Source organism: Stutzerimonas stutzeri (assembly GCF_009789555.1).
Lineage (GTDB): Bacteria > Pseudomonadota > Gammaproteobacteria > Pseudomonadales > Pseudomonadaceae > Stutzerimonas > Stutzerimonas stutzeri_R.
Genome location: NZ_CP046902.1, coordinates 4,245,045 through 4,267,579, shown reverse-complemented (window position 1 = coordinate 4,267,579; position 22,535 = coordinate 4,245,045). Strand labels below are relative to the sequence as shown.

Here is a 22,535-nt window from a genome sequence, read left to right as displayed (position 1 = left end):
CGGTAGTGTACCGGAAAGCCGCCTGGGGCGCCGTTGTCCAATGGACGATCGGCGCGGGTCCGTCAGCGTCGCCGCCTCACTGCACCTCGATGCGGCAGTCGAACAGGCCGGCCGGTTCCGCGTCGTTTTCCCAAGGGCGTTGATAGGTCAGATAAAGGCGGCCGCTGCCGCGCTCGGCGGCTTCGAAGCGCCAGGTGGAGATGCCGTCGGCGCCGATCAGATCGTTCTTTCCGGAGCTGAACACTTCAGGGCCCAGGCTCTCGAGCTGCTCGGACGAGACGTCGCGAAGCATCCAGCGATAGCCGCTGGTCGGGTTGCTGGGCAAGCTGAGGATCAGGGTCTGGCCGGACTGCAGCGACAGCGGGCAGGCAGCATCGTCGTTTAGCGCGACACTGCTGGGCGGCGTGCCAGCGCAACCGGCCAGGGCAAGCAGCGCCGCAGATGACAAGAGGTGGGGCAGGGCAGAAGGCATGGGCGACCGACTCGATTGGATGAATGGAAACGCTCGGGCGTCGGGTGGAACCTTAAGACGCCGACGCCCAATCGTAAAGGCGGCTTGCCGACTGCCGCCTTCATCCTGTCGTGGCGCCACATGGATGGGCCGACGCGATGGCCGTAGCCCGCGGCGTCGGACAGATCAGAACAGCACCTTGACCACATCCTGGAAGCGTTTGGCGAAATGCATCGTCAAGCCTTCTTTCAGATAGTCCGGCAGTTCTTCGAAGTCACCCCGGTTCAGCTCGGGAATGATCAGCTCGTACAGCTTCAAGCGGCGCGCTGCGATCACTTTTTCGCGCAAGCCGCCGATCGGCAGGACGAGGCCGGTCAGGGTCAGTTCGCCGGTCATCGCGACACCCTTCTTCGGCGCCTGGTTACGCGCCAGCGAGAGCAATGCGCTGGCCATGCTGATGCCTGCGCTGGGCCCGTCCTTGGGCGTTGCGCCTTCTGGCACGTGCATGTGCACGAAGGCCTGATCGAAGAATGCCGGGTCGCCCTTGAACTCCTTCAAATGCGAATTGACGTAGCTGAAGGCGATTTCGGCCGACTCCTTCATCACGTCTCCGAGCTTGCCGGTGAGCTTGAAGCCACGGTTCAGCGTATGGATGCGCGTCGCCTCGATCGGCAGGGTAGCGCCGCCCATGCTGTTCCAGGCCAGGCCCGTCACCACGCCGACGCCTGTGAGCAGTTGCTCGGGATGCCAGAACGGAATGCCCAGGTAGCGCTCGATATCCTTGGGGCCAATCTTGATCTTGCTGTCGGGCTCGTCGAGCAACTTGACCACCGCCTTGCGCACCAGCTTGCCGAGCTGCTTGTCCAGCTGTCGCACGCCGGCTTCGCGCGCATAGCCTTCGATGAGGTTGCGCAGCGCGCTGTCGTTGATCGCCAGGCGATTTTTCGGAACCCCGGCACGCTCAAGCTGACGCGGCCAGAGATGGCGTTTGGCGATGGCCAGCTTTTCTTCGGTGATGTAGCCGGACAGCCGGATGATTTCCATCCGGTCCAGCAAGGGGCCGGGAATGGAATACAGGCTATTGGCGGTGCATACAAACAGCACCTTGGACAGATCGAGGCGCAGATCGAGATAGTGGTCCAGGAAGCCGACGTTCTGCTCCGGGTCCAGTGTTTCCAGCAAGGCCGACGCCGGGTCGCCCTGATGGCTGTTACCCAGCTTATCGACTTCGTCGAGCATGATCACCGGGTTCATCACCTCGACCTCTTTCAGTGCCTGTACCAACTTGCCGGGCAGGGCGCCGATATAGGTACGGCGGTGCCCCTTGATCTCCGCCTCGTCGCGCATGCCGCCGACGCTGAAGCGATAGAAAGGCCGCCCCAGAGACTCGGCGATGGACTTGCCGATGCTGGTCTTGCCGACGCCGGGCGGTCCCACCAGCAGCACGATCGACCCGGCGATCTCGCCGCGGAACGCACCGACTGCGAGGAATTCGATGATGCGGCTCTTGATGTCGTCGAGCCCGGCGTGATGTTCATTGAGTATCTTGCGCGCCCGACCGAGGTCCAGCTTGTCCTCGCTGTACAGGCCCCAGGGCATGGCGGTGGCCCAGTCGAGATAATTGCGGGTCACCGCGTATTCGGGCGAGCCGGTCTCCAGCACCGACAGCTTGGTCAGTTCATCGTCGATGCGCTTCTGGGCGGCGGCGGGGACCACTTTCCCCTCCAGCCGTGAGCGGAACTCGTCGGCATCGGCGCTGCGGTCATCCTTGGTAATGCCCAGCTCCTGCTGGATGATCTTGAGTTGCTCCTTGAGGAAGAATTCGCGCTGGCGCTCGCCGATCTTGCGGTTGACTTCCCCGGTCAGCTCCTTCTGCAGCTTGGCGACTTCGACCTCCTTGCGCAGCAGCGGAAGCACCTTTTCCATGCGCTTGAGCACGGGCACGGTATCGAGCACTTCCTGCAACTCAAGCCCTGGCGCGGTGGTCAGGGCGGCGGCGAAATCGGTCAGCGGGGACGGCGCGTTCGGGCTGAAGCGATTGAGGTAATTCTTCAGTTCTTCGCTGTACAACGGATTGAGCGGTAGCAGCTCCTTGATCGCGTTGATCAGTGCCATGCCGTAGGCCTTGACCTCGTCGCGCGGGTCCTCGTCGCTTTGCGGGTATTCCACTTCGACGAGATACGGCGGTTTGCGCCGCAACCAACCGCGGATGCGCACTCGCGCCATACCCTGGGCGACGAACTGCAGCTTCCCGCTTTCCCTGGAGGCGTGGTGCACGCGGACCATGGTGCCGTGCTCGGGCAGCGCATTCGGATCGAAACTGGCGGTATCCTCCTGGGCTGGCGTGTCCACGAAGAACAGAGCCAGGCGCTGATGAGGCGTCTTGGAGACCCGCTCCAGGGTTTCCGCCCATGGATGCTCATTGACGATTACCGGCAGGACCTGCGCCGGGAAAAAGGGTCGGTTGTGCACCGGGATGATGTAGAGCTTGTCCGGCTGATCCTGGTCGGGCAGAACCAGCCCGGTGGAGGATATGCTCTGCTCGAATTCCTGATTGCTGTCGTCGTTCATGAGGCACCTGTCTCGAGTACATGCTCCTTAGATGGGTATCGCCGGAATGATTTCAATCCATCTGGCCCTTCGCCCTCGTCGGCCTGGCTGGGAAAAAAACGGTGCCTCCGGTAAAGTGCACCGATACCCAGGTGCCCCTCATGCTCAACGCCCGTCTGCTTCGCCTCGATGACAAGGCCCACGAACACGCGCACGACTACCACCAGCTGGTTCTGTCGCTGTCGGGCAGTGCCGAATTCGAAGTGGACGGCTCAGGCGGTGAGGTCTGCCGCATGCGGGCATGCCTGGTGCCCGGGCATGCCGAGCATGAGTTCGCCGGCAAGGGCGACAATCGCATGCTCATCATCGATCTCGATGAGCAGGACCTGAGTGCCGATGATCCGCGCCTGCTGGCGCAACTGTTCGAAACCCCGCGCTACCCTGCGCTGGACGCCGATTTTCACAACCTGCTCAACTACGCCGGGGCCGAGCTGGCCCGCTACGGCAGCGACCCGCTGCTGGCCCGGGCGCTCGGTGGCGTATTGTTGCGCGCCTTGCACTTGCGGGTGTTCGGCGAGGCGCCACGCCTGCCCACCGGCCCGCTGGACATTTCCCGGCTGGATGCACATATCGAGCGCAACCTGGCGCGCCGGATCACCGTCGCGGAGCTGGCCCAGGTCGCCTGCCTGAGCCCCAGCCACTTCCATGCGCAGTTCAAGGACAGCGTCGGACTTACCCCGCATCAATACCTGCTCAAGAGTCGCCTCGATCGCGCCGCTCGGCTGCTGCGCGAAAGCCCGCTGCCGTTGGTACGCATCGCCGAAGAGTGCGGTTTTTCCAGCCAGAGTGCGCTGACCACCGCCACGCGTCGCTACCTTGGGCTGACGCCCAAGCGTTTGAGACGCAACGACGGCTGATCGGATCGTCAGCCGGTTCTGGCGCGTTCGCCTTCGCTCGGCCCTGTCCCGCCGTGCACGAACAAACGCTCGTGACGGCGTTATTGCCACACGGGAACGCCGTAGTTTTTTGTAAAACTTCCGTAGATTTGCGCAACAACGCAAAACCCTCGCGCCGTAGATTCCCCTACCCGTTTGGCGACGACCGCAGCGCTATCACTGACGTGCGCGGCCCGCTGGCCCTGTTTCAACACAACAAACACTCCACGAGAGGAGCGGCGCGATGTTCAAAGCCGGTCAAGTCTTGCAGGGCGATTTCGCCCATCTGAAAGCCGCCGAATTCTTTCCCGCCATCAGCGCCAACTACAGCGTTGACGAGGCAGCCTACCTCACCGAGTTGCTGCAACTCGCCGACCCCGGAGAAGCCGGCATCGAGGCCATCCGCGGCGAAGCCCGCAGCCTGATCGAAGCCGTGCGGGGCCGGGACAATGCCGTCGATACCCTCGATGCGCTGCTGCGCCAGTACAGCCTGGATACGCATGAGGGGCTGATGCTGATGTGCCTGGCCGAGGCGCTGTTGCGCGTGCCGGATTCGGCGACCGCGGACGCGCTGATCCGCGACAAGCTCAACGCTGCCGAGTGGGAACGCCACCTCGGTCAGAGCGACAACGTGCTGGTCAATTTCGCCGCCTGGGGCCTGGTGATGACCGGCAAGGTCGTCGATCCGGAAAACGCCGACGGCCGCCCGAAGAACGTCATCGGCCGGCTCATCAAGCGCTCCGGCGAGCCGGTGATCCGTGCCGCGATGAACCAGGCGATGAAACTGATGGGCAAGCAGTTCGTGCTCGGCCGCAGCATCAGCGAAGCTTTGAAGAACGGCCGTCCCGAGCGTGAGAAGGGCTACACCTATTCATTCGACATGCTCGGCGAAGCGGCCCTCACCGCCGAGGATGCACGCAAGTACATGGCCGACTACCGCCAGGCCGTGGAAACCGTCGGTGCCGAGCCGCAGGTCGGTTCCGGCCCGCGTCCGTCGGTGTCGATCAAGCTGTCGGCGCTGCATCCACGCTACGAAGTGGCTCAGCGCGAGCGAGTGCTGAGCGAGCTGTTCGAGAGCGTGCGCGAGCTGGCGATCCTGGCGCGCCGGCTGGATGTCGGCATCACCATCGATGCTGAAGAGGCGGATCGGCTCGAGCTGTCGCTGGAGCTTTACGAAAAACTGATGCGTGACCCGGCCATTGCTGGCTGGGGCGAGTTCGGGCTGGTCATCCAGGCTTATTCCAAGCGCTGCCTGCCGGTCCTGGTCTGGTTGACCCTGCTGGGCAAGGAACTGGGTGCAATGATCCCGCTGCGACTGGTCAAGGGCGCCTACTGGGATACCGAGATCAAGCAGTGCCAGGTTCAAGGGCTGAGCGGCTATCCGGTCTACACCCGCAAAGAGGCGACCGACACGTCCTACCTGGCCTGTGCACGCTATCTGTTGTCCGAACACACCCGTGGCGTGATCTATCCGCAGTTCGCCAGCCACAACGCACACACCGTCAGTTGCATCCTGTCGATGGCGAGCGCGCTGCAGACCCCGCGTGAGTTCGAATTCCAGCGGCTGCACGGCATGGGTGACGCGCTATACGACACCGTGATCGAAAAATACCGCAAGAACGTGCGCATCTACGCGCCGGTCGGTGCCCACAAGGATCTGCTGCCGTACCTGGTGCGACGCCTCTTGGAAAACGGCGCCAACTCGTCGTTCGTCCACCAGCTGGTCGACCCGCGCGTACCGGTGGAAACGCTGATCGACCACCCGGTGACTCAGCTGCGTCAGTTCAAGACCCTCGGCAACCATCGCATCCCGCTTCCGCCGGCGCTGTACGGCAACCGGACCAACTCGCAAGGCATCAACATGAATATCCAGACTCAGTGGAACGAACTGTCCAGCGCCTACCAGAGCTTCCTGACTCGCCAGTGGCAGGCGGCCCCGGTGATCCGTGGGGAAACGCTCACCGGTGCGGCGCACAAGGTTCACTGCCCGTACGACCTGAGTCGGGAAGTCGGTACCGCCCAGTTCGCCACGGCCGAGCAGGCCAGGCAGGCCATCGACGGTCTGGCTGCTTTCTGGCCGCGCTGGAATGCCACACCAATCGAGCAGCGGGCACAGATCCTCGAGCGCCTTGGCGATCTGCTCGAAGCCAACCGTGCCGAACTGATGGCCATGTGTACCCTGGAAGCTGGCAAGACCCTGCAGGATGGCATCGACGAAGTCCGTGAAGCAGTGGACTTCTGCCGCTACTACGCGTTGCAGGCTCGCCTGAAGCTCGGCCGCGAGGAACTCAAGGGCCCGACCGGCGAACGCAACGAGCTGTTCCACGAAGGTCGCGGCGTGTTCGTTTGCATCAGCCCCTGGAATTTCCCGCTGGCCATTTACCTCGGTCAGATCACCGCTGCCCTGGTTGCCGGTAATACCGTGCTGGCCAAGCCTGCCGAGCAGACCAGCCTGATCGCCGCCCGCGCACTGGAACTGATGTTCGAAGCCGGTCTGCCGAAGGAGGCGATCGCGTTCTTGCCGGGCGATGGCGCGACCCTGGGCGGTGTGTTCTGCCGCGATCCGCGTGTGGTCGGCGTGTGCTTCACCGGCTCCACCGAGACCGCACGCATCATCAATCGGCAACTGGCCGAGAAGGAAGGCGCCATCGCCACCCTGATCGCCGAAACCGGTGGCCAGAACGCGATGATCGTCGACTCCACGGCGCTGCCCGAGCAGGTGGTCAAGGATGCGGTCGGTTCGGCCTTCACCAGCGCCGGCCAGCGTTGCTCGGCCCTGCGTGTGCTGTACGTGCAGCGGGACATCGCCGACCGGGTCATCGAGTTGATAAAGGGCGCCATGGCCGAGCTGAAGGTCGGCCCGACCCACCTGCGTGAAAACGATCTCGGCCCGGTGATCGACGCCGACGCCCGTGAGGGGCTGCTGGCTCACATCCAGCAGCTCAAGGCCGAAGGCAAGCTGATCGCCGAAGCGACGCTGCCCGGTAGCCTGAATGGTCATTTCGTCGCGCCAGTGGCGTTCGAGATCACCGGCATTGATGAACTGAAAAAAGAGCAGTTCGGTCCGGTGCTGCACCTGGTGCGCTTTGACGCGGCGGACCTGGAGAAGGTCGTTGCGGACATCAACGCCACCGGCTACGGCCTGACGCTTGGCGTGCACAGCCGCAACGAAGAAACCGCCGCGCGGATCGAGGCGCTGGCGCGGGTCGGCAACCTCTACGTCAACCGCAACCAGGTGGGCGCCGTGGTCGGCGTACAGCCGTTCGGCGGCTGCGGCCTGTCCGGAACCGGCCCGAAGGCCGGTGGCCCGAGCTACCTGCTGCGCTTCGTCAACGAACGCACCACCTCGACCAATACCACGGCTGTCGGCGGTAACGCATCGCTGTTGTCGTTGGGCGACGACTGAGCAAGCGGGCAGGTCTGCGCTGGCATTTTCATTGTCGCAAGGGCGGGCCGAAGCCTTGCTAGATGCCTGTCCGGACGTGCTTTCATCCCGGCCGCCTCGGCGGCTGGGCAAAACAACAATCGAACAGATGGCGGATCGCTCTTCCGCCACTGATGGGCCCGGTTGGGCCCGTCGCCGGTGATGGCACGAACCGCCATCGACCTCTGCCAGGTGGGATCGGGAATACCCTCGCGCCCATCAACAACAACTAACGAGGGAACAAGATGAGCATCAGTACTCCCACTTTGATCACGTTCGTGATCTATATCGGCGCCATGCTGTTGATTGGCTTCGCGGCCTATCGTGCCACCAAGAATTTCGACGACTACATCCTCGGGGGACGTAGCCTGGGCAGTTTCGTCACGGCACTCTCGGCGGGCGCTTCGGACATGAGCGGCTGGTTGCTGATGGGCCTGCCGGGCGCGATTTTTGTTGCCGGCCTGTCGGAAAGCTGGATCGCCATTGGGTTGATCGCCGGTGCCTGGCTGAACTGGCTGTTCGTTGCCGGGCGTTTGCGTGTACACACCGAGCGCAACAAGAATGCGCTCACGCTGCCTGATTATTTCTCCCACCGCTTCGAAGACGAAAGCCGTTTGCTGCGCATCTTCTCCGCGCTGGTCGTGCTGGTGTTCTTCACCATCTACTGCGCCTCCGGCGTGGTCGCCGGCGCACGTCTGTTCGAAAGCAGCTTCGGCGTTCCCTACGACATCGCGCTGTGGATCGGCGCCGCCGCCACCATCCTCTATGTGTTCATCGGCGGATTCCTCGCGGTGAGCTGGACCGACACGGTGCAGGCAACGCTGATGATCTTCGCCTTGCTGATCACGCCCGTTTTCGTGGTGCTGGCGCTGGGAGACATGGGGGCTGCGATGGACACCATCGCCACACAGAATCCGGCCGCGTTCGACATGTTCAACGGGTTGTCCTTCGTTGCCATCGTCTCGCTGCTGGCCTGGGGCCTGGGTTATTTCGGCCAGCCGCACATCCTGGTCCGCTTCATGGCGGCCGATTCCGTGAAGACCATTCCCAACGCCCGCCGGATCGGCATGGCGTGGATGATCCTGACACTCGCCGGCGCCGTCGCAGTCGGATTCTTCGGCATCGCCTATTTCGCCGGGCATCCCGAACTGGCCGGCCCGGTCAACCAGAACGGCGAGCGGGTCTTTATGGAACTGGTGAAAATCCTGTTCAATCCCTGGGTTGCCGGCGTGATTCTGTCCGGCGTGTTGGCCGCGGTGATGAGCACCCTCAGCGCTCAGTTATTGGTCAGCTCCAGTGCCCTGACGCAAGATTTCTACAAAGCCATGCTGCGCAAGAACGCCTCGCAGACCGAACTGGTCTGGGTCGGTCGTGCCATGGTGCTGCTGATCGCATTCATCGCCCTGGGCATCGCTTCGAATCCGGACAGCAAAGTCCTGGGCCTGGTGTCCTACGCCTGGGCCGGCTTCGGCGCGGCCTTCGGTCCGGTGGTGCTGATCTCCCTGCTGTGGAAGAACATGACGCGCAACGGTGCGCTGGCCGGCATGGTCGTGGGTGCCGTGACCGTGGTGGTCTGGAAAGAGTTCGTCGGCATGGGACTGTACGAAATCATTCCGGGCTTCATTCTCGCCAGCATCGCCATCGTGCTGTTCAGCAAGGTGGGCCAGGGCGCTTCGGCGACCATGATCAAGCGTTTCGAGGACGCTGAGAGCGAATACCAGGGTCGCTGATCAGGTAGGTACCGAAACCCCGCTGCCGGCACCGCTGACAGCGGGGTTTTTTGTGTTCGAGGGGCGCCCTGGCTAACGGTCAATCGTCGACGATAAGGTTCTCACGGTCATCCTTGGCGCCGGCGGCGATCAGGTGTTCGGCCTGGTCCTCGGTGATGTGAGCGCTGGCACCGTCGATATGCGCGACGGACATCCGCGCGTTCGGGTCGGTGCTGATACGTGTATCCATGATCGCGCTGCGATACGTGGTGCCTTCGAGCGTGGTGGAACAGGTGCCGGTGGCAATATCGATCGTGACTGACATGGCGGACCTCCAGGTGTGTCGTGCAAAGCGGCACAGGCGTGCGCGCCCTTGATCGTCAGACCGCCTCAGCGTCGATCCGTTGCCCGGGTCAGCGAGGCGTATGGCGGGTGCCGCCGGGCGGGGAATGGCACGGGGCAACAGCCGAGGGTGCCCGCGCCTGGCGAACCCGAGCCACCACGGCAAACCGAGGCCGCCCTCGCCAGGGGTAAAACCGGCCGGTCACGAGCCAAAGCGCCGGGCAGACGCTATCCTTGTGGATTACTCGCCAGCCGTTGCCAAGCCTGTGCAAGCTGGTGTCTTGCGTTTCGTCAGTGGCAGTGGGGCGCGCTCCGCTGCACAAGGATATTCCAATGAATGTAAGCACTCCGACCCTGATCACCTTCGTGATCTACATCGTGGCGATGATCCTCATCGGCTTCACCGCCTATCGCGCCACCAAGAATTTCGACGATTACATCCTCGGCGGGCGCAGCCTCGGCAGTTTCGTCACGGCACTCTCAGCGGGTGCTTCGGACATGAGCGGCTGGCTGCTGATGGGCCTGCCGGGCGCGATATTCGTCGCCGGGTTGTCGGAGAGCTGGATCGCCATCGGTCTGATCGCCGGTGCCTGGCTCAACTGGCTCTTCGTGGCCGGGCGCTTACGTGTGCATACCGAGCACAATCACAATGCGCTGACCCTGCCGGACTACTTTTCGCATCGCTTCGAAGATACCAGCCGGTTGCTGCGCATCTTCTCCGCGTTGGTCATCCTGGTGTTCTTCACCATCTACTGCGCTTCGGGCGTGGTTGCCGGCGCGCGGCTGTTCGAGTCCACCTTCGGCATGCCCTACGGCGTTGCCCTGTGGGTAGGGGCGGCGGCGACGATCCTTTACGTGTTCATTGGCGGTTTCCTCGCCGTGAGCTGGACCGACACCGTGCAGGCGACGCTGATGATCTTCGCGCTGCTGATCACGCCGGTGTTCGTCATCCTCTCCCTGGGCGACATGGGAACGGCGATGGAAACCATCGCTGCGCAGGACCCGTCCAACTTCGACATGTTCAAGGGCCTGTCCTTCATCGCGATTGTTTCGCTGTTGGGCTGGGGCCTTGGCTATTTCGGCCAGCCGCACATTCTGGTGCGATTCATGGCGGCCGATTCGGTGAAAACCATCCCCAACGCACGCCGCATCGGCATGACCTGGATGATCCTGACGCTGGCAGGCGCGGTCACCGTGGGCTTTCTCGGCATCGCCTATTTCGCCGACAACCCGGCGCTGGCCGGCGCCGTCACCCAGAACGGCGAGCGTGTATTCATGGAGCTGGTGAAGCTGATGTTCAATCCCTGGATCGCCGGCATCATCCTGTCCGGCGTACTGGCCGCGGTCATGAGCACCCTCAGCGCGCAATTGCTGGTCAGCTCCAGCGCGCTGACGCAGGACTTCTACAAGGCGTTTCTGCGCAAGGGCGCGTCACAGACCGAACTGGTCTGGGTCGGCCGCGCCATGGTGCTGTTGATCGCGCTGATCGCCATCGGCATTGCTTCGAATCCCGACAGCAAGGTGCTGGGGCTGGTGTCTTACGCATGGGCCGGTTTCGGCGCGGCATTCGGCCCGGTGGTGCTGATCTCGCTGGTATGGAAGCGCATGACACGCAACGGCGCGCTGGCCGGCATGCTGGTCGGCGCCGTGACCGTGGTGGTCTGGAAACAATTCATCGGCCTCGGTCTGTACGAAATCATTCCGGGCTTCATTCTCGCCAGCCTGGCGATCTATATCGTCAGCCTGATGGGTAGGGAACCAGCGGCCTCCATCCAGCAGCGTTTCGAGGCGGCGGACGCGGAGTACCGTGCCGGTTGATCATTTCGTGGGCGTCTAGCTCAGGTTAGGCGGCTCCCGCCTCCGGGTGGGGCCTTGCCGGCATGCGGTGCCGGCTGTACGCAGCGCCTTGCGGAAGCAGGCCGGCGAGCGGGGCGATGTGAAACTACCCGTGTTCCTCATCGCCCCTGCATCGAAATGACGCGGTTGTTTAAACTTATTGAACGCCAGTAGCTGCATAGCTGAATGCTCAAAACCTCGATTGGTCACTCAACGGGCATGCCGGTACGCTGAGCGATTTACCGCGCGATTACAGGTCTGTGTGCGCTATGCGGATCGATCTGTAGTCATAGGGCTCACGAGACGCCGTCAACATGTCCAGGCACCTTTGCGGGTTGCTCGCCGGTAACAGCTTCAGTTTTTCCGGAGCCAGATCCCACCAGCGGCTTTCAAGCAGTCTCTCCCTTAGCGCTTCGTCAAATCGATAGCCGATAATCTTGGCGGGAGTGCCCGCGACAATGGCGTATGGGGGGACGTCTTTCGTGACCACCGAACGAGTGGCGATGATGGCGCCAGTGCCGATTCGAACACCGTCCATGACAATGGCGTCCAGGCCTATCCAGACGTCATGGCCGATCACTGCGCTCGTGCTGTTGGGGGTGTAGTGTTCCGCGCTATCGGCGCTGTACATGAACGGGTTGGAGCTCAACCAGTCGGCAGGGTGCGTATACCGCTCCAGACCGATCATGACGCCATTTCCTATCGAGCAGAACCTGCCCACCGAAGAAACGCAGCCCAACTCTGATCCGCTTCGTACGTGTAGCGTTGCGCACCCGGTCACTGGCGGTCCCGCAGCGCGCTTTCGCATGAATCCACAGATGCCATGCCGGACATGCGATAGCAGCGGCTGTCGACCGTCTCAACCCCGTGCCGGTACATCCTGAACCCGCTGGCCGCGCAAGAAAACTGTGCCCTTTTCCTCGCCTATTCGTGTGGTTCGTCCCTACGGCGCGAAGCGAGCGAGTCGGCCTGAAATACTTTAATCGTTATGATATAACATGTTATGTTTTGCGGCCGTCATAACCTCCTTGCGAGCTTCCGTGCGCCGTGCCGCACAGCTGCCTCGGAAGGCATTTTTTTCCTCTGGAGTGTCGTATGAAGCCGCAACATCACCCGCTGGCCTGGGCCGTCGGCCTGGCCTTTGTGCCCGCCGCCTGGGCCGCCGAACCGGTCCAACTCGATCCTGTCGTGGTCAGCGCCAGCGGCCTGGCCAAGCAGAGTCATGAAATGACCACGCCGGTAGCGGTCATGGAGGGCGATGAGCTGGTGCTGCGGCGTGAGGCTACCCTGGGCGAAACGCTTGAAAGCCTGCCAGGCGTGCGCTCCAGCAGCTTCGGTGCCGGCGCGGCTCGGCCAGTGATCCGTGGTCTGGACGGCGCACGTGTGAAAGTGCTGAGCGATGGCATCGAGTTGCTCGATGCGTCGACCATCAGCCCGGATCACGCGGTCACCAGCGAGCCGTTGCTGGCCGAGCGCATCGAGGTCCTGAAAGGCCCGGCAACCTTGCTCTACGGTGGCGGCGCGATCGGCGGGGTGGTCAACGTCATCGACAAGAAGATCCCTACGCATGTCCCGACAAAGGGCTACGAGGGTGAACTGGAATTGCGTGCCAATAGTGCCGCGAACGAAGGCGCTGGCGTGTTCGGGATCACTGCAGGGAGTGGCAACTTTGCCGTGCGCGCGGAGGGCGCCAAGCGCCAGGCCGACGCGTACGAGATTCCGGGTTCGCCGGATAAGCAGGCGGGCTCCTACAACGACACCGATAGCTTCACCCTGGGCGCAAGTTTCATTGGCGAGCGGGGCTACATCGGGATGGCCTATGGCGAGCAGAACAATCGCTACGGCCTGCTCGCCCATGAACATGCGGACTGCCACACGCACGGCAGCGATTGGCATTGCGGTGGTCACGGCGATCACGATGGGCATGACGATCATGACCACCATGACCACCATGAGCACGGCAGCGTCCCTTACATCGACATGCGGCAGAAGCGCTGGGACCTGCGCGGTGAGCTGAGCGACCCGCTGCCAGGCTTCGAGCTGGCGCGTGTGCGAGTGGGCCACAGCAACTATCAACATGAGGAGATCGAAGGTGGAGAAGTGGGGACCCGCTTCAACAATGACGCCACCGATGCGCGCCTGGAGCTGACCCATCAACCGCTGTTCGGCTGGCGCGGCGTGGTCGGCGCGCAAACGCTGCGCCGCGACTTCGAGGCTCTGGGGGAGGAGGCTTACGTACCGCCAACGCTGACCCGCAACCACGGGCTGTTCGTGCTTGAGGAGTACAGCGTCGGGGCCTGGCGCTATGAGGTGGGGCTGCGGCATGAATGGCAGGATATCGAGGCCGATGGCCAGCGCGACAGCGACCATAGCGGTACGTCCGTATCGGCTGGCGCGGTCTGGACGTTCGCACCCGCCTATTCGCTGGGTCTGTCCCTGTCTCGCTCGCAACGCCTGCCGACGGCTGAGGAACTCTATGCCAACGGCCCGCACGCGGCCACTCGCACGGTCGAACTGGGCAACGCCGATCTCGAAGAAGAAACCTCGCACAACTCCGAACTCACGCTGCGCAAGTTCGCCGGTCGTACCACTTTCAGCGTCAGCCTCTTCCGCAACGAGGTGGATGACTTCATTTACGCCGCCGACACGGGCCACGACATTGGCGGCGGCTACCGCGAGATCGAATACCGCCAGCACGACGCGGTCCTCACCGGGGCCGAGGCGGAGGTCCGTTTCCAGGCTACCGATAGCACCGCGTTTACGCTGTTCGGCGATCACGTCCGCGGCAAACTGCGAGACGGCGAGGGCGATCTGCCGCGCATTCCGGCGGATCGGCTCGGTGTGCGGATGGACCAGGCGTTTACCACGGCGCTGAATGGCCAGCTGGAGTTCTACCGTGTGCAACGCCAGGATGATCTGGCCGATTACGAGACCGGAACCGGCGGCTATAACATGCTCGGCGCCGGCCTCAGCTACGGCGGCTCGTTGAGCCAGACCGATTACCTCCTCTATCTGAAGGCCAACAACCTGCTCGACGAAAAGGCACGCCAACATACGTCCTTCATCAAGGACGAGGTGCTGCTACCGGGGCGCAACCTGACGGTTGGCATGCGCCTGGCCTTCTGAGCGCGCGCCGAGCCTGGCGGGCCCTGCGGCGAGCGCGGCAGCTTGCACCTGCCGCGTTGCAGGTCGGCCAGGCCTGGCAAAGACCGACCTTGCGCTCGGGTCATGCGGGCCGGCTGCGCGCTGCATGAGGACGCTGGCCCGCACGGCCTGACGTTGCGTCAGGGCAGATCCAGGTGTGAACGGCGGTCGCCAGGCGAACGATGCGGACCGATAGGCAGCGCGACTCGGTCCGGTGTCCTGCGCCGTCAGCAGTTGCCTTTCTTCGCCTGGCCCGGCGGACAGTGATTGCCGCCGTGGCCGCCTCCATCACCGATGTCGATGCCGATACCCGGCAAGCGCAGGCTGCAGCCGGTCATCAACAGGGCCGCCAGCACGACAGCCATTGCACGAGTCATAACGGGTTGTGCTTTCATGGAATACTCCTGGATTTACGCATGAGAGGCGCCGGCCGTTCCGGTTCCCCGTGCAGTATCCACGTCTATGAGTTGCCGTGACAGGTGATTTGATCGCATCGAGGCGATGTGTCTGCAGACTTGCTACGCCGCATTTTGCGTCAGGCAGCACAGATGTTCGCAACGTCGACGTCGGCTCCATCGTCACTATAAGCATGGCGGCACCCGCACCATTTCCGAGACGAACCCCACCGGTCGTCTGCTGAGCATCCGTCGGGTTTGACAGGTCGAACCTTTCTGCCACGGTTAGTCGACGTGCGCGTTGTGCTTGCGCGCGGTATCGCGGTAAAGCTCGCATCGATAGAACAACAATAAATGAGGACATTCATATGCTTGCAAGTAAGTTGGCTTCCGCCTGCACGCGCGCCGCTGCCGGCCTGATGCTGGTCGGTACCCTCGGGGTCGCCGCCGACCTCCAGGCGCGCGAAAGGCCGATCAAACCACCGCTGTCCCACAGTGAATCGCGCGAACAGGATTCGCGTACCTTCGTTCCCATCGAATCCCCCCTGGCGGCTCTTCCGGGCCTGCCAAGCGAGCGCTGGACCGGCATTTACCAAGGCTCGTCCTACCAGATCGAAGTGCCGCCGAACTGGAACGGTATGCTGGTGATGTATGCCCACGGTTACCGCGGAACAGGCCCGGAACTCACCGTCGCTCCGCCGTCGATCCGCCCGTGGCTCCTGCAACAGGGCTATGCCTGGGCAGCGTCCAGTTACAGCAAAAACTACTACGATGTACGCGCCGGAATCGAAGACACCAATGCACTGGCGCTGGCTTTTAGCAGCCTGACTGGCAAGTCCCAGCCGTCCAAGACCTACATCACCGGCCATTCGATGGGCGGCCATGTGGCGGCGGCTGCGGTGGAGGCGGAAACCTATGCCACCGCCAACAATCGAGTCCGGTATGACGGCTCGGTGCCGATGTGCGGTGTCACCGGCGACGTGTATGAATTCGAGTACCTGATGAACTTCACCCTGGCCGCGCAGCATCTGGCGGGCCTGGGCCCGACCACGTTTCCGGCGACCGATTTCCAGGCGAAGCTTCCACAGATCATCGGTGCGCTCTGGAACACCTACCCAACCGAACCTTCTGCCCAGGGGCTCAAGCTCGAAGGCATCGTGCGCGAACTGAGCGGCGGCGACCGTCCGATCTTTGCCGAAGGGTTCCGCACCAGCCTGCAGAGCGTCGTGCTGGATACCGGCGGGCGAGACGGCTCCGTCGTCGGCATCCTGGCTGACTCGTTGACCGGCAACCTCGGCACGCGCTACCAGTTCGATACGCGCAAGGCCATGTCTGCCGAGGAGCGTGAATTCAATGATTCGATCATCCGTGTGATCGGGCACCCGCCCGCCAACAGCATTCGCCCGGACGGTCTGCGCTGGATTCCCGTGGTCAACGGCCAGTTCGATGTGCCGGTGGTGAGCATCCACACCCTGGGCGACCTCTACGTGCCGTTCAAGCACCAGCAGATCTACCGCCGCAATGCCGAAGCAAACGGCAACGGCGAGCTGCTGGTACAACGCGCAATCCGGGCGCCCAGCCACTGTGATTTCAGCTACCAGGAGCAGGTGGAAGCGATGGCCGCGATGCTGCAATGGGAACAGCAGGGTATCAAGCCTGCGGGCGACGACGTCCTCAATCCGCGCGTGGTCGCTGATCCCGCGTATGGCTGCTCGTTCACCCGCAACGAAGGCATCCCGACGCGTGCGCTGCTCCCGGCCTGTCCGGAAAGCTGATGAGCTGACCGGCCACGGTTGCGACGCGAAAGCCCCGCTTAGGCGGGGCTTTCGCCGGGTTACATCGGCGTCTCCGGGTCGGTCGTCGCGACGTCCTACGGTGTCTGGCCTCGCCTCCGGCTATGGGGGCTGCGCCGCGCGCCGCCGCGTCGAGCATTGACCGCTGACTTGCCAGCCTCGGCAGATTTCACGGACGGGCAGGGCTATCATTCACGCTCACTCACGAGAAGGTTCGACCATGCCCCATCTTTCCCTGATCGGCATTTTGCTTGGCGCGATGACTGCGACGACGTTGGCGGGCTGCGTTGCCTACGCTGAAGGCCCATACGAGCGTGACCGCCATTCGCATCGCGATCATGGCTATGAGGTGCCGAAAGGACACCTGCCGCCTCCCGGCGAGTGCCGCATCTGGTATCCCGACCGCGCGCCCGGCCAACAGCCCCCGCCCGGCAATTGCCGCGAACTCCGCCGCCACGTCCCCTACGGGGCGACGCTGATCCGCGGCTGACCCGTTTGCGTGGCATTGCAGCGCCAGACGAACACAAAAAAGCCCCGCGTATGCAGGGCTTTTTTCTATCGATAGCGACCGAAGGGATCAGCCCTTTTGCTTAGCGTGCCGTAGCGCGGCGTCGAGTCGCTCAGCTCAATTGGCTCGGTCCGTCGCGCGGGTTCCAGCCCTACATCGCGTCGAATGCAGCCTGTAGTTCCTGCTGCCCCGACTTTCCACTTTGCAAGAGCAGCATCAGCAAAATGCGTGCTTTCTGCGGGCTCAGATTCCCTGCCATGACGGCACCTGCATCGGCAGTCGTTTTCCCACCGCCTTCAAAACCATAGTTGGCCATGACGCGTCCGTTGTACACGCGCGTCGAGATCACCACCGGAATCTGCTTGCCCAGCGCGTATTTGACGGCCTCGAACATGGGCTGATTCATATTTCCCATGCCCAGCGCCTGGACGACGATTCCCTTTGCACCCTGGTCGACGGCGCTGCGCAGCAGGCTGCCATCAGCGCCTCCGTACATGGCGACGATTTCCACTTTGGGCATGGTGTCGGTGCGGATTTCGATGTGCTGGCGCCGCAGCGGCTCCCTGGCAAAGATCACACGGTCGGGATAAACCTCCCCCAGGAATCCGTAATCGCCGGATTGAAAGGTCTCTACGTTAGCCGTATGGGTTTTCGTTACATGGCGTGCGGCATTGATCTGGTTGTTCATGGCCAGCACCGTGCCCATACCCTTCGCCTGCTCATCAACCGCAATGCGCACGGCATTGAGCAGGTTGCGGGGGCCGTCGAAGTCGGAGGAAGAAGCGTTGCGCTGCGCGCCGATGACCACGACGGGTTTGTCCGAGTTAACGGTCAGGTCCAGCCAGAATGCGGTTTCCTCCAACGTATCGGTGCCGTGGGAAACAATCACACCCGATACCTCCGGACGCGTCAGTGCAGCATCGACTGCTTTCGACAGCTCGACCCAGCGCGGCGGGTCCATGTAGTCAGACGGCACATTCGACAGGTTGGTGACTTCGATCTTTGCAAGCTCAGCCACCTCAGGCACGGTGGCCAGCAAGTCATCACCGGATATCGCGGGTACAGGCGCGTTCTTGACCGGATCGATTTTCATGGCAATCGTGCCACCGGTGGCAATGAACTGAACGGTAGGCTTTTCTTGCGCATAGGCGCTGCCAATCAAGGTCGCGCAAAGCCCGGCTAATAAAAAAGAGCGCTTCTTCATGTCAGTTCCTTGTTGTTTTGTTCGCTGTACGGGTAATGACACTGACTGCCGACCCAATGTTCTGTTGCTCCGCGCGCAAGCAGAAAGCGCGCCGGCTGGATTTGCAGGTCAGCCATGCGGAGTGTCGGCCCCCGCCAGCTCCGGAGGCGTGGTTCATGGAAGGCGCGCGAGCCCAACTTGACCCAGCGCATGCTCAACGAACTATCAGAATCACCAGCGACGGTGACGCCGGACTGATCGCGCTGGCGGCATGCCAGGCATAGCGAGGCGGGTCACCATCACCATTGATAACGAATGAACGTCTACGGCTACGAAGATTTAAAACATTCAGTCATGAACGTAAATGCTCGTAAACGCGATTGATTTCCATTAAACTTCGACGGAGGTTCTGAGTGGTTCGCTTCAGCAGTTACTAGTACGGGTTCACAAGGAGTACATCCTATGCGTCATTTCTCGTTCCGAGCGTTAGCTGGAATAATAGTTTGCACACTATTGTCTTGCGCACAGTTGCAGGCTGCCGAACGCTTCGTCGCCAGTGTATACGGCCCGGTGAAGCTCAACGGTGTACCCCAGCGTGTGGTTGCGCTTGATGAAAATGCGTTGGATGTGGCACTTGCGCTTGGCGTTCAGCCAGTGGGTGCCTTGGCGAGCCGTGGGGGCACCGATGTGCCTGATTACCTCAAGGATAAAGCCGGCAATATCGCGCTGGTCGGTAGTGTCCGCGAGCCGAATCTGGAAGCGATACTGAATTTGCAGCCAGACCTCATCCTGGCGTCCTCTGAGTTGCCTAAGACGCTATACGACAGACTCAGCCTGATCGCTCCAACCATCGTGCCGAAAGGCGGTTCGTTTCAAGACTGGCGTACGGTCAATGATGTCTACGCCCTGGCTCTGGACAAGCAGGACGAAGGCGCGGCGCTCAGAGATGAAATTGATGCCCGGTTAGTCGCTTTACGTGAAGGCCTGTCCGGTAGCCCCAAGGTCAGCGTAATTCGCTGGAATCCTCAGGGTCCTTTCATAATGTCTAGCCAACTGTTTGTTGGCCAGCTATTGGATGCCGTGGGATTCAAGCCCAACGAACTTTCGACCCAAACGAAAAAGCCACATACGGACATCCTCAGCCTGGAGAATCTCAGCAAGGCCGACGCCGACTGGATCTTCCTCGCGACACTTAACAGCGATGGTCAGAAGGCACTGGAAGAAGCCCGCAAGCAGCCAGCCTTCAATCGTTTGGGTGCGGTGAAAAATGATCATGTCGTGTCGGTCGATGGCCAGATATGGAGCAGCAGCGCGGGCTATCTCGCAGCACACCGCATTCTCGATGATGTAGAAAAGGCATTACTTGACTGATGCACAGCGTCCGGCTTCCTTTATCGCGCGCTTTGGCAGTTACAGGCCTTTGCCTTTTACTGCTGTGCCTCGCCAGCCTGGTGTTCGGGGCTGGCGACGTCAGTGTGTCGCGGAGTCTCCTTACGCTTTCTGGCGCAGATGATGAGCAGGCGCAGTTCGTCCTATATCAATTACGTTGGGCCCGTACAGAACTGGCGCTACTGGTCGGCGCCGCACTTGGCGCGGCTGGCGTATTGCTGCAATCAGTAACGCGAAATCCTCTTGCCGAGCCTGGTCTCATGGGTGTGAGCGCAGGCGCCTCGTTCGCGGTGGTGCTGGCCATTGCCCTGGGCGCCAGCGCAGCCTCAATCAACCTGATGGTTGCCGTTGGGGGAGCGCTCGTAGGTTGCGTCCTGGTGTTGTTGGTGACGCAGATGCGCGGCGTGGGCGAGGACTCTGTACGCTTGGTGCTCGCGGGGGCAGCGTTCTCGGGATTGCTCATGGCGCTTAGCAACATGCTGTTGCTCCAGGATCAGCGGACCGCGGACGAGATGCGCTTCTGGGTGATCGGCGCGCTGGCCGGACGCCCATTGGATACCTTCAGCTGGAGCCTACCTGGGCTTATTGCCGGGCTGTTGCTGGCTCTGCCCCTCATTCCAGCATTGGCCGCACTGTCTTTAGGTGAGCGCGTCGCGAGCGGGCTGGGTCATCACCCCCAGGTGACGCGCTTGATCACGCTTCTGTCAGTGGCCCTATTGGTCGGCACGGCCACTGCTGCGGCTGGGCCGATTGGATTCGTGGGCCTGGTCGTACCCTTCATTGCAAGGCGTCTGGTCGGTACCGACATTCGCCGAACCTTTGCTCTTTCGATGTTGATAGGGCCATGCATTGTGCTATTTGCCGACGTCTTATCCCGTTTGCTAGTACGGCCGTATGAGCTGCCGGTAGGCGTTATCACAGCTTTCATCGGCGCGCCGATCCTAATTGCCGTAGTGCGCAGCCATAGACTGCCGACCTTATGACTCAAGCATCCACATTCTCAGAAGGCCATACCCTGCTGCGGATTGCCTCGCTGTCCTTCCTCATCCACCGGCGCAGCATGCTGGTTGGCGTTTGCCTGTGTCTGGCTCTGATATTTACGGTGGCCTGGTTGCTTGCCGTGGGCTCGCCGGGGCTGAGCCACTGGCAAGCATTGCGTGCGGTCTTGGGCGACGGCGAACCGGTGCACCTTCTGCTCGTCCGCGAGTTGCGCCTGCCCCGGCTAATTGCTGGCTTGCTGAGCGGAGCGGCCCTTGGTGCTGCGGGCTGCCTGTTACAGACGTTGGCACGCAACCGGTTGGCAACACCGGGTGTTATCGGCATAGACGACGGTGCGACCGCTTTTGCCGTCGCGTCTATCGTAGCGATTCCGACCAGCATCGCCCCGTCGATGCTGGCCTTGTCCGGTGCAGCCACGGCCGCAGCGCTGACGTTCGCTCTAGCAATGGGCTCCGGCGCGCGGGGTTATCGCTTCATCGTCGTGGGCATCGCCATCGGCGTGCTCTTCGGTGCACTGACGAACCTGATGCTGGCGCGTACTGACATCGATGCCGCCAACGCCGCTTACCCGTGGACGGTCGGGAGCCTAAATGCACGCCCCGCTCAATCGGTGCTCCTGTTAGGTATAGGCTTGGCGGTCGGCCTCCCAGCGGCCAAGCTGCTGAGCCGTTCCCTGGCGCTGATGCGGTTCTCTGACAACGTCGCAATCGGCCTTGGTACGCGCCTGCAGTTGATGCGACTACTGACGCTCATGTTGACCGTGTGGCTGACTGCGCTTGCAGTTGCAGTAGTCGGCCCGGTCGGGTTGATCGCACTGGTCGCACCGGAGATGGCTCGTTACTTGTGCCGACAATACGGAGTACCGGTAATCAACGCTGCGCTTAGCGGTGCGCTGTTAATGATCATCGCCGATTGGGTGGGTCGCACCTTGTTCGCGCCAATCGAGATCCCGGTCGGCATCATCATGGCCATCGTAGGCGGGCCGTATCTGATCTGGATCTTGCTACGCCAACCTTCTCGGACCCTCTCATGAGCAAACTTCCCAGCATTCTCACAGAGCGAAGCGCCATTGACGTTCGGCTGGAGGCCAGCGCCCTCTGCATGGGCTACGGTGGCTCACCGATCATCGAAGGGCTGGACCTGCTATTGCCCAAGGGCAAGGTGACGGCCATCGTCGGGCCCAACGGTTGCGGCAAGTCCACGCTGCTAGCCGGCCTCGCACGCCTGCATAAACCCAACAGCGGCGCCGTGCTGCTTAATGGCAAGGCCATTACCCAACTGCCGACTCGCGAAGTGGCGCAACAGTTGGCACTGCTCCCCCAGGAAGCCAGTGCACCAGATGGTCTTACCGTTGCCGAACTGATCCGCTTTGGTCGTCAACCGCACCAAAGGCTGCTGCAGCAATGGAGTGAACACGATCAGGCTGTTGTCGACGCCGCCCTGCACGTCGCCGATTTGACGGAGTTGGCAGATCGCCCGTTGCAATCAATGTCTGGGGGCCAACGCCAGCGCGCCTGGATCGCCATGGCCATCGCGCAGGACACGCCGTTGCTACTGCTCGATGAGCCTACTTCAGCGCTAGACCTCGGGCATCAGATTGAGGTGTTCGAGCTCATTCGCCAGCTAGCGGCAGCGGGAAAAACCATCGTCATGGTCGTGCACGACCTGACGAGTGCCTGCCGCTACGCCGATCATCTGGTGGCCATGGAGGGGGGGCGCGTCATTGCGGAAGGTGCCCCGGACGTGGTCGTGACGCCGAGCCTGGTCGAGTCCCTCTATGGTATCCAATGCATTTTGCTACGCGATCCCTTGCACGGCACTCCCGTAATCTCGGCGATCACACGATCAAAAGATCAGCCAGATGCGTAACACCCTCC

The 22,535-nt window shown here is 62.2% G+C and carries 16 protein-coding genes and 2 pseudogenes; 12 read left to right on the top strand and 6 right to left on the bottom strand.

What is annotated here, in order from left to right; genetic code table 11:
- Positions 1–76: 76 nt before the first annotated feature.
- Both GQA94_RS19795 and lon read right to left on the bottom strand, forming a co-directional pair.
- Entirely contained in the window at positions 77–472 is a 396-nt protein-coding gene (locus GQA94_RS19795; RefSeq protein WP_158189612.1) for a protease inhibitor I42 family protein, read from the bottom strand.
- A gap of 165 nt (positions 473–637) precedes the next feature.
- Complete coding sequence (gene lon / locus GQA94_RS19790) at positions 638–3,022, bottom strand: endopeptidase La (RefSeq protein ID WP_158189611.1); 2,385 nt, start codon at positions 3,020–3,022, stop codon at positions 638–640.
- A gap of 140 nt (positions 3,023–3,162) precedes the next feature.
- On the opposite strand from lon, the gene GQA94_RS19785 reads away from it, so the two are divergent.
- The 3 genes from GQA94_RS19785 (at position 3,163) to putP (GQA94_RS19775) (ending at position 9,090) form a co-directional block, all read left to right on the top strand.
- Complete coding sequence (locus GQA94_RS19785; protein ID WP_158189610.1) at positions 3,163–3,918, top strand: AraC family transcriptional regulator; 756 nt, start codon at positions 3,163–3,165, stop codon at positions 3,916–3,918.
- Positions 3,919–4,180: 262 nt separating this feature from the next.
- The gene (putA, locus tag GQA94_RS19780) at positions 4,181–7,342 is read left to right on the top strand and encodes a bifunctional proline dehydrogenase/L-glutamate gamma-semialdehyde dehydrogenase PutA (RefSeq protein WP_158189609.1); all 3,162 of its coding nucleotides are present in this window, start codon (positions 4,181–4,183) and stop codon (positions 7,340–7,342) included.
- Positions 7,343–7,605: 263 nt separating this feature from the next.
- Entirely contained in the window at positions 7,606–9,090 is a 1,485-nt protein-coding gene (gene putP, locus GQA94_RS19775) for a sodium/proline symporter PutP (protein WP_158189608.1), read from the top strand.
- Between the two features lie 79 nt (positions 9,091–9,169).
- Here the strand turns inward: putP (GQA94_RS19775) and GQA94_RS19770 are convergent, their stop codons facing one another.
- Complete coding sequence (locus GQA94_RS19770) at positions 9,170–9,394, bottom strand: DUF3203 family protein (protein ID WP_158189607.1); 225 nt, start codon at positions 9,392–9,394, stop codon at positions 9,170–9,172.
- 350 nt (positions 9,395–9,744) lie between these two features.
- On the opposite strand from GQA94_RS19770, the gene putP (GQA94_RS19765) reads away from it, so the two are divergent.
- Positions 9,745–11,229, top strand: a complete 1,485-nt coding sequence (putP, locus tag GQA94_RS19765; protein WP_158189606.1) for a sodium/proline symporter PutP — start codon at positions 9,745–9,747, stop codon at positions 11,227–11,229.
- Between the two features lie 268 nt (positions 11,230–11,497).
- Here the strand turns inward: putP (GQA94_RS19765) and GQA94_RS19760 are convergent, their stop codons facing one another.
- Positions 11,498–11,935: a CatB-related O-acetyltransferase gene (locus GQA94_RS19760; protein ID WP_233270192.1), complete on the bottom strand. Its 438-nt coding sequence runs from the start codon at positions 11,933–11,935 to the stop codon at positions 11,498–11,500.
- A 407-nt stretch (positions 11,936–12,342) separates the two neighbouring features.
- Here GQA94_RS19760 and GQA94_RS19755 point away from each other — a divergent pair, with 407 nt between their 5' ends.
- A complete protein-coding gene (locus GQA94_RS19755; RefSeq protein ID WP_158189604.1) occupies positions 12,343–14,373 on the top strand; it encodes a TonB-dependent receptor in 2,031 nt (676 codons plus the stop codon).
- A gap of 245 nt (positions 14,374–14,618) precedes the next feature.
- Here GQA94_RS19755 and GQA94_RS23295 read toward each other — a convergent pair whose 3' ends face one another.
- Entirely contained in the window at positions 14,619–14,786 is a 168-nt protein-coding gene (locus GQA94_RS23295; protein ID WP_199270072.1) for a hypothetical protein, read from the bottom strand.
- A gap of 368 nt (positions 14,787–15,154) precedes the next feature.
- Here GQA94_RS23295 and GQA94_RS19750 point away from each other — a divergent pair, with 368 nt between their 5' ends.
- Both GQA94_RS19750 and GQA94_RS23665 read left to right on the top strand, forming a co-directional pair.
- Positions 15,155–16,561, top strand: a complete 1,407-nt coding sequence (locus tag GQA94_RS19750) for an alpha/beta hydrolase (protein WP_158189603.1) — start codon at positions 15,155–15,157, stop codon at positions 16,559–16,561.
- 364 nt (positions 16,562–16,925) lie between these two features.
- A pseudogene (locus GQA94_RS23665) lies at positions 16,926–17,069 on the top strand (tetratricopeptide repeat protein); the annotation flags it as partial.
- Positions 17,070–17,238: 169 nt separating this feature from the next.
- Here GQA94_RS23665 and GQA94_RS19740 read toward each other — a convergent pair.
- Complete coding sequence (locus GQA94_RS19740) at positions 17,239–18,291, bottom strand: asparaginase (protein ID WP_158189601.1); 1,053 nt, start codon at positions 18,289–18,291, stop codon at positions 17,239–17,241.
- A 136-nt stretch (positions 18,292–18,427) separates the two neighbouring features.
- Here GQA94_RS19740 and GQA94_RS23475 point away from each other — a divergent pair.
- The 5 genes and pseudogenes from GQA94_RS23475 to GQA94_RS19720 all read left to right on the top strand — a co-directional run.
- Positions 18,428–18,554: pseudogene (locus GQA94_RS23475) on the top strand (lysis protein); the annotation flags it as partial.
- Positions 18,555–18,732: 178 nt separating this feature from the next.
- Complete coding sequence (locus tag GQA94_RS19735; RefSeq protein ID WP_158189600.1) at positions 18,733–19,641, top strand: ABC transporter substrate-binding protein; 909 nt, start codon at positions 18,733–18,735, stop codon at positions 19,639–19,641.
- Complete coding sequence (locus GQA94_RS19730) at positions 19,641–20,642, top strand: FecCD family ABC transporter permease (protein WP_158189599.1); 1,002 nt, start codon at positions 19,641–19,643, stop codon at positions 20,640–20,642. Before GQA94_RS19735 ends, GQA94_RS19730 begins: the two co-directional genes overlap by 1 nt.
- Before the next feature lie 119 nt (positions 20,643–20,761).
- Positions 20,762–21,691 (top strand): FecCD family ABC transporter permease, encoded by a 930-nt coding sequence (locus GQA94_RS19725; RefSeq protein ID WP_233270191.1) that lies wholly within the window; start codon positions 20,762–20,764, stop codon positions 21,689–21,691.
- Positions 21,688–22,527: an ABC transporter ATP-binding protein gene (locus GQA94_RS19720; protein WP_158189597.1), complete on the top strand. Its 840-nt coding sequence runs from the start codon at positions 21,688–21,690 to the stop codon at positions 22,525–22,527. Before GQA94_RS19725 ends, GQA94_RS19720 begins: the two co-directional genes overlap by 4 nt.
- The last annotated feature ends 8 nt before the right edge of the window (positions 22,528–22,535 follow it).

Excerpts from the sequence above, each read along its gene's own strand:
- GQA94_RS19795 (WP_158189612.1), bottom strand. The coding sequence starts at position 472 with ATGCCTTCTGCCCTGCCCCACCTCTTGTCATCTGCGGCGCTGCTTGCC.
- lon (WP_158189611.1), bottom strand. The coding sequence starts at position 3,022 with ATGAACGACGACAGCAATCAGGAATTCGAGCAGAGCATATCCTCCACC.
- GQA94_RS19785 (WP_158189610.1), top strand. The coding sequence starts at position 3,163 with ATGCTCAACGCCCGTCTGCTTCGCCTCGATGACAAGGCCCACGAACAC.
- putA (WP_158189609.1), top strand. The coding sequence starts at position 4,181 with ATGTTCAAAGCCGGTCAAGTCTTGCAGGGCGATTTCGCCCATCTGAAA.
- putP (WP_158189608.1), top strand. The coding sequence starts at position 7,606 with ATGAGCATCAGTACTCCCACTTTGATCACGTTCGTGATCTATATCGGC.
- GQA94_RS19770 (WP_158189607.1), bottom strand. The coding sequence starts at position 9,394 with ATGTCAGTCACGATCGATATTGCCACCGGCACCTGTTCCACCACGCTC.
- putP (WP_158189606.1), top strand. The coding sequence starts at position 9,745 with ATGAATGTAAGCACTCCGACCCTGATCACCTTCGTGATCTACATCGTG.
- GQA94_RS19760 (WP_233270192.1), bottom strand. The coding sequence starts at position 11,935 with ATGATCGGTCTGGAGCGGTATACGCACCCTGCCGACTGGTTGAGCTCC.
- GQA94_RS19755 (WP_158189604.1), top strand. The coding sequence starts at position 12,343 with ATGAAGCCGCAACATCACCCGCTGGCCTGGGCCGTCGGCCTGGCCTTT.
- GQA94_RS23295 (WP_199270072.1), bottom strand. The coding sequence starts at position 14,786 with ATGAAAGCACAACCCGTTATGACTCGTGCAATGGCTGTCGTGCTGGCG.
- GQA94_RS19750 (WP_158189603.1), top strand. The coding sequence starts at position 15,155 with ATGCTTGCAAGTAAGTTGGCTTCCGCCTGCACGCGCGCCGCTGCCGGC.
- GQA94_RS19740 (WP_158189601.1), bottom strand. The coding sequence starts at position 18,291 with ATGAAGAAGCGCTCTTTTTTATTAGCCGGGCTTTGCGCGACCTTGATT.
- GQA94_RS19735 (WP_158189600.1), top strand. The coding sequence starts at position 18,733 with ATGCGTCATTTCTCGTTCCGAGCGTTAGCTGGAATAATAGTTTGCACA.
- GQA94_RS19730 (WP_158189599.1), top strand. The coding sequence starts at position 19,641 with ATGCACAGCGTCCGGCTTCCTTTATCGCGCGCTTTGGCAGTTACAGGC.
- GQA94_RS19720 (WP_158189597.1), top strand. The coding sequence starts at position 21,688 with ATGAGCAAACTTCCCAGCATTCTCACAGAGCGAAGCGCCATTGACGTT.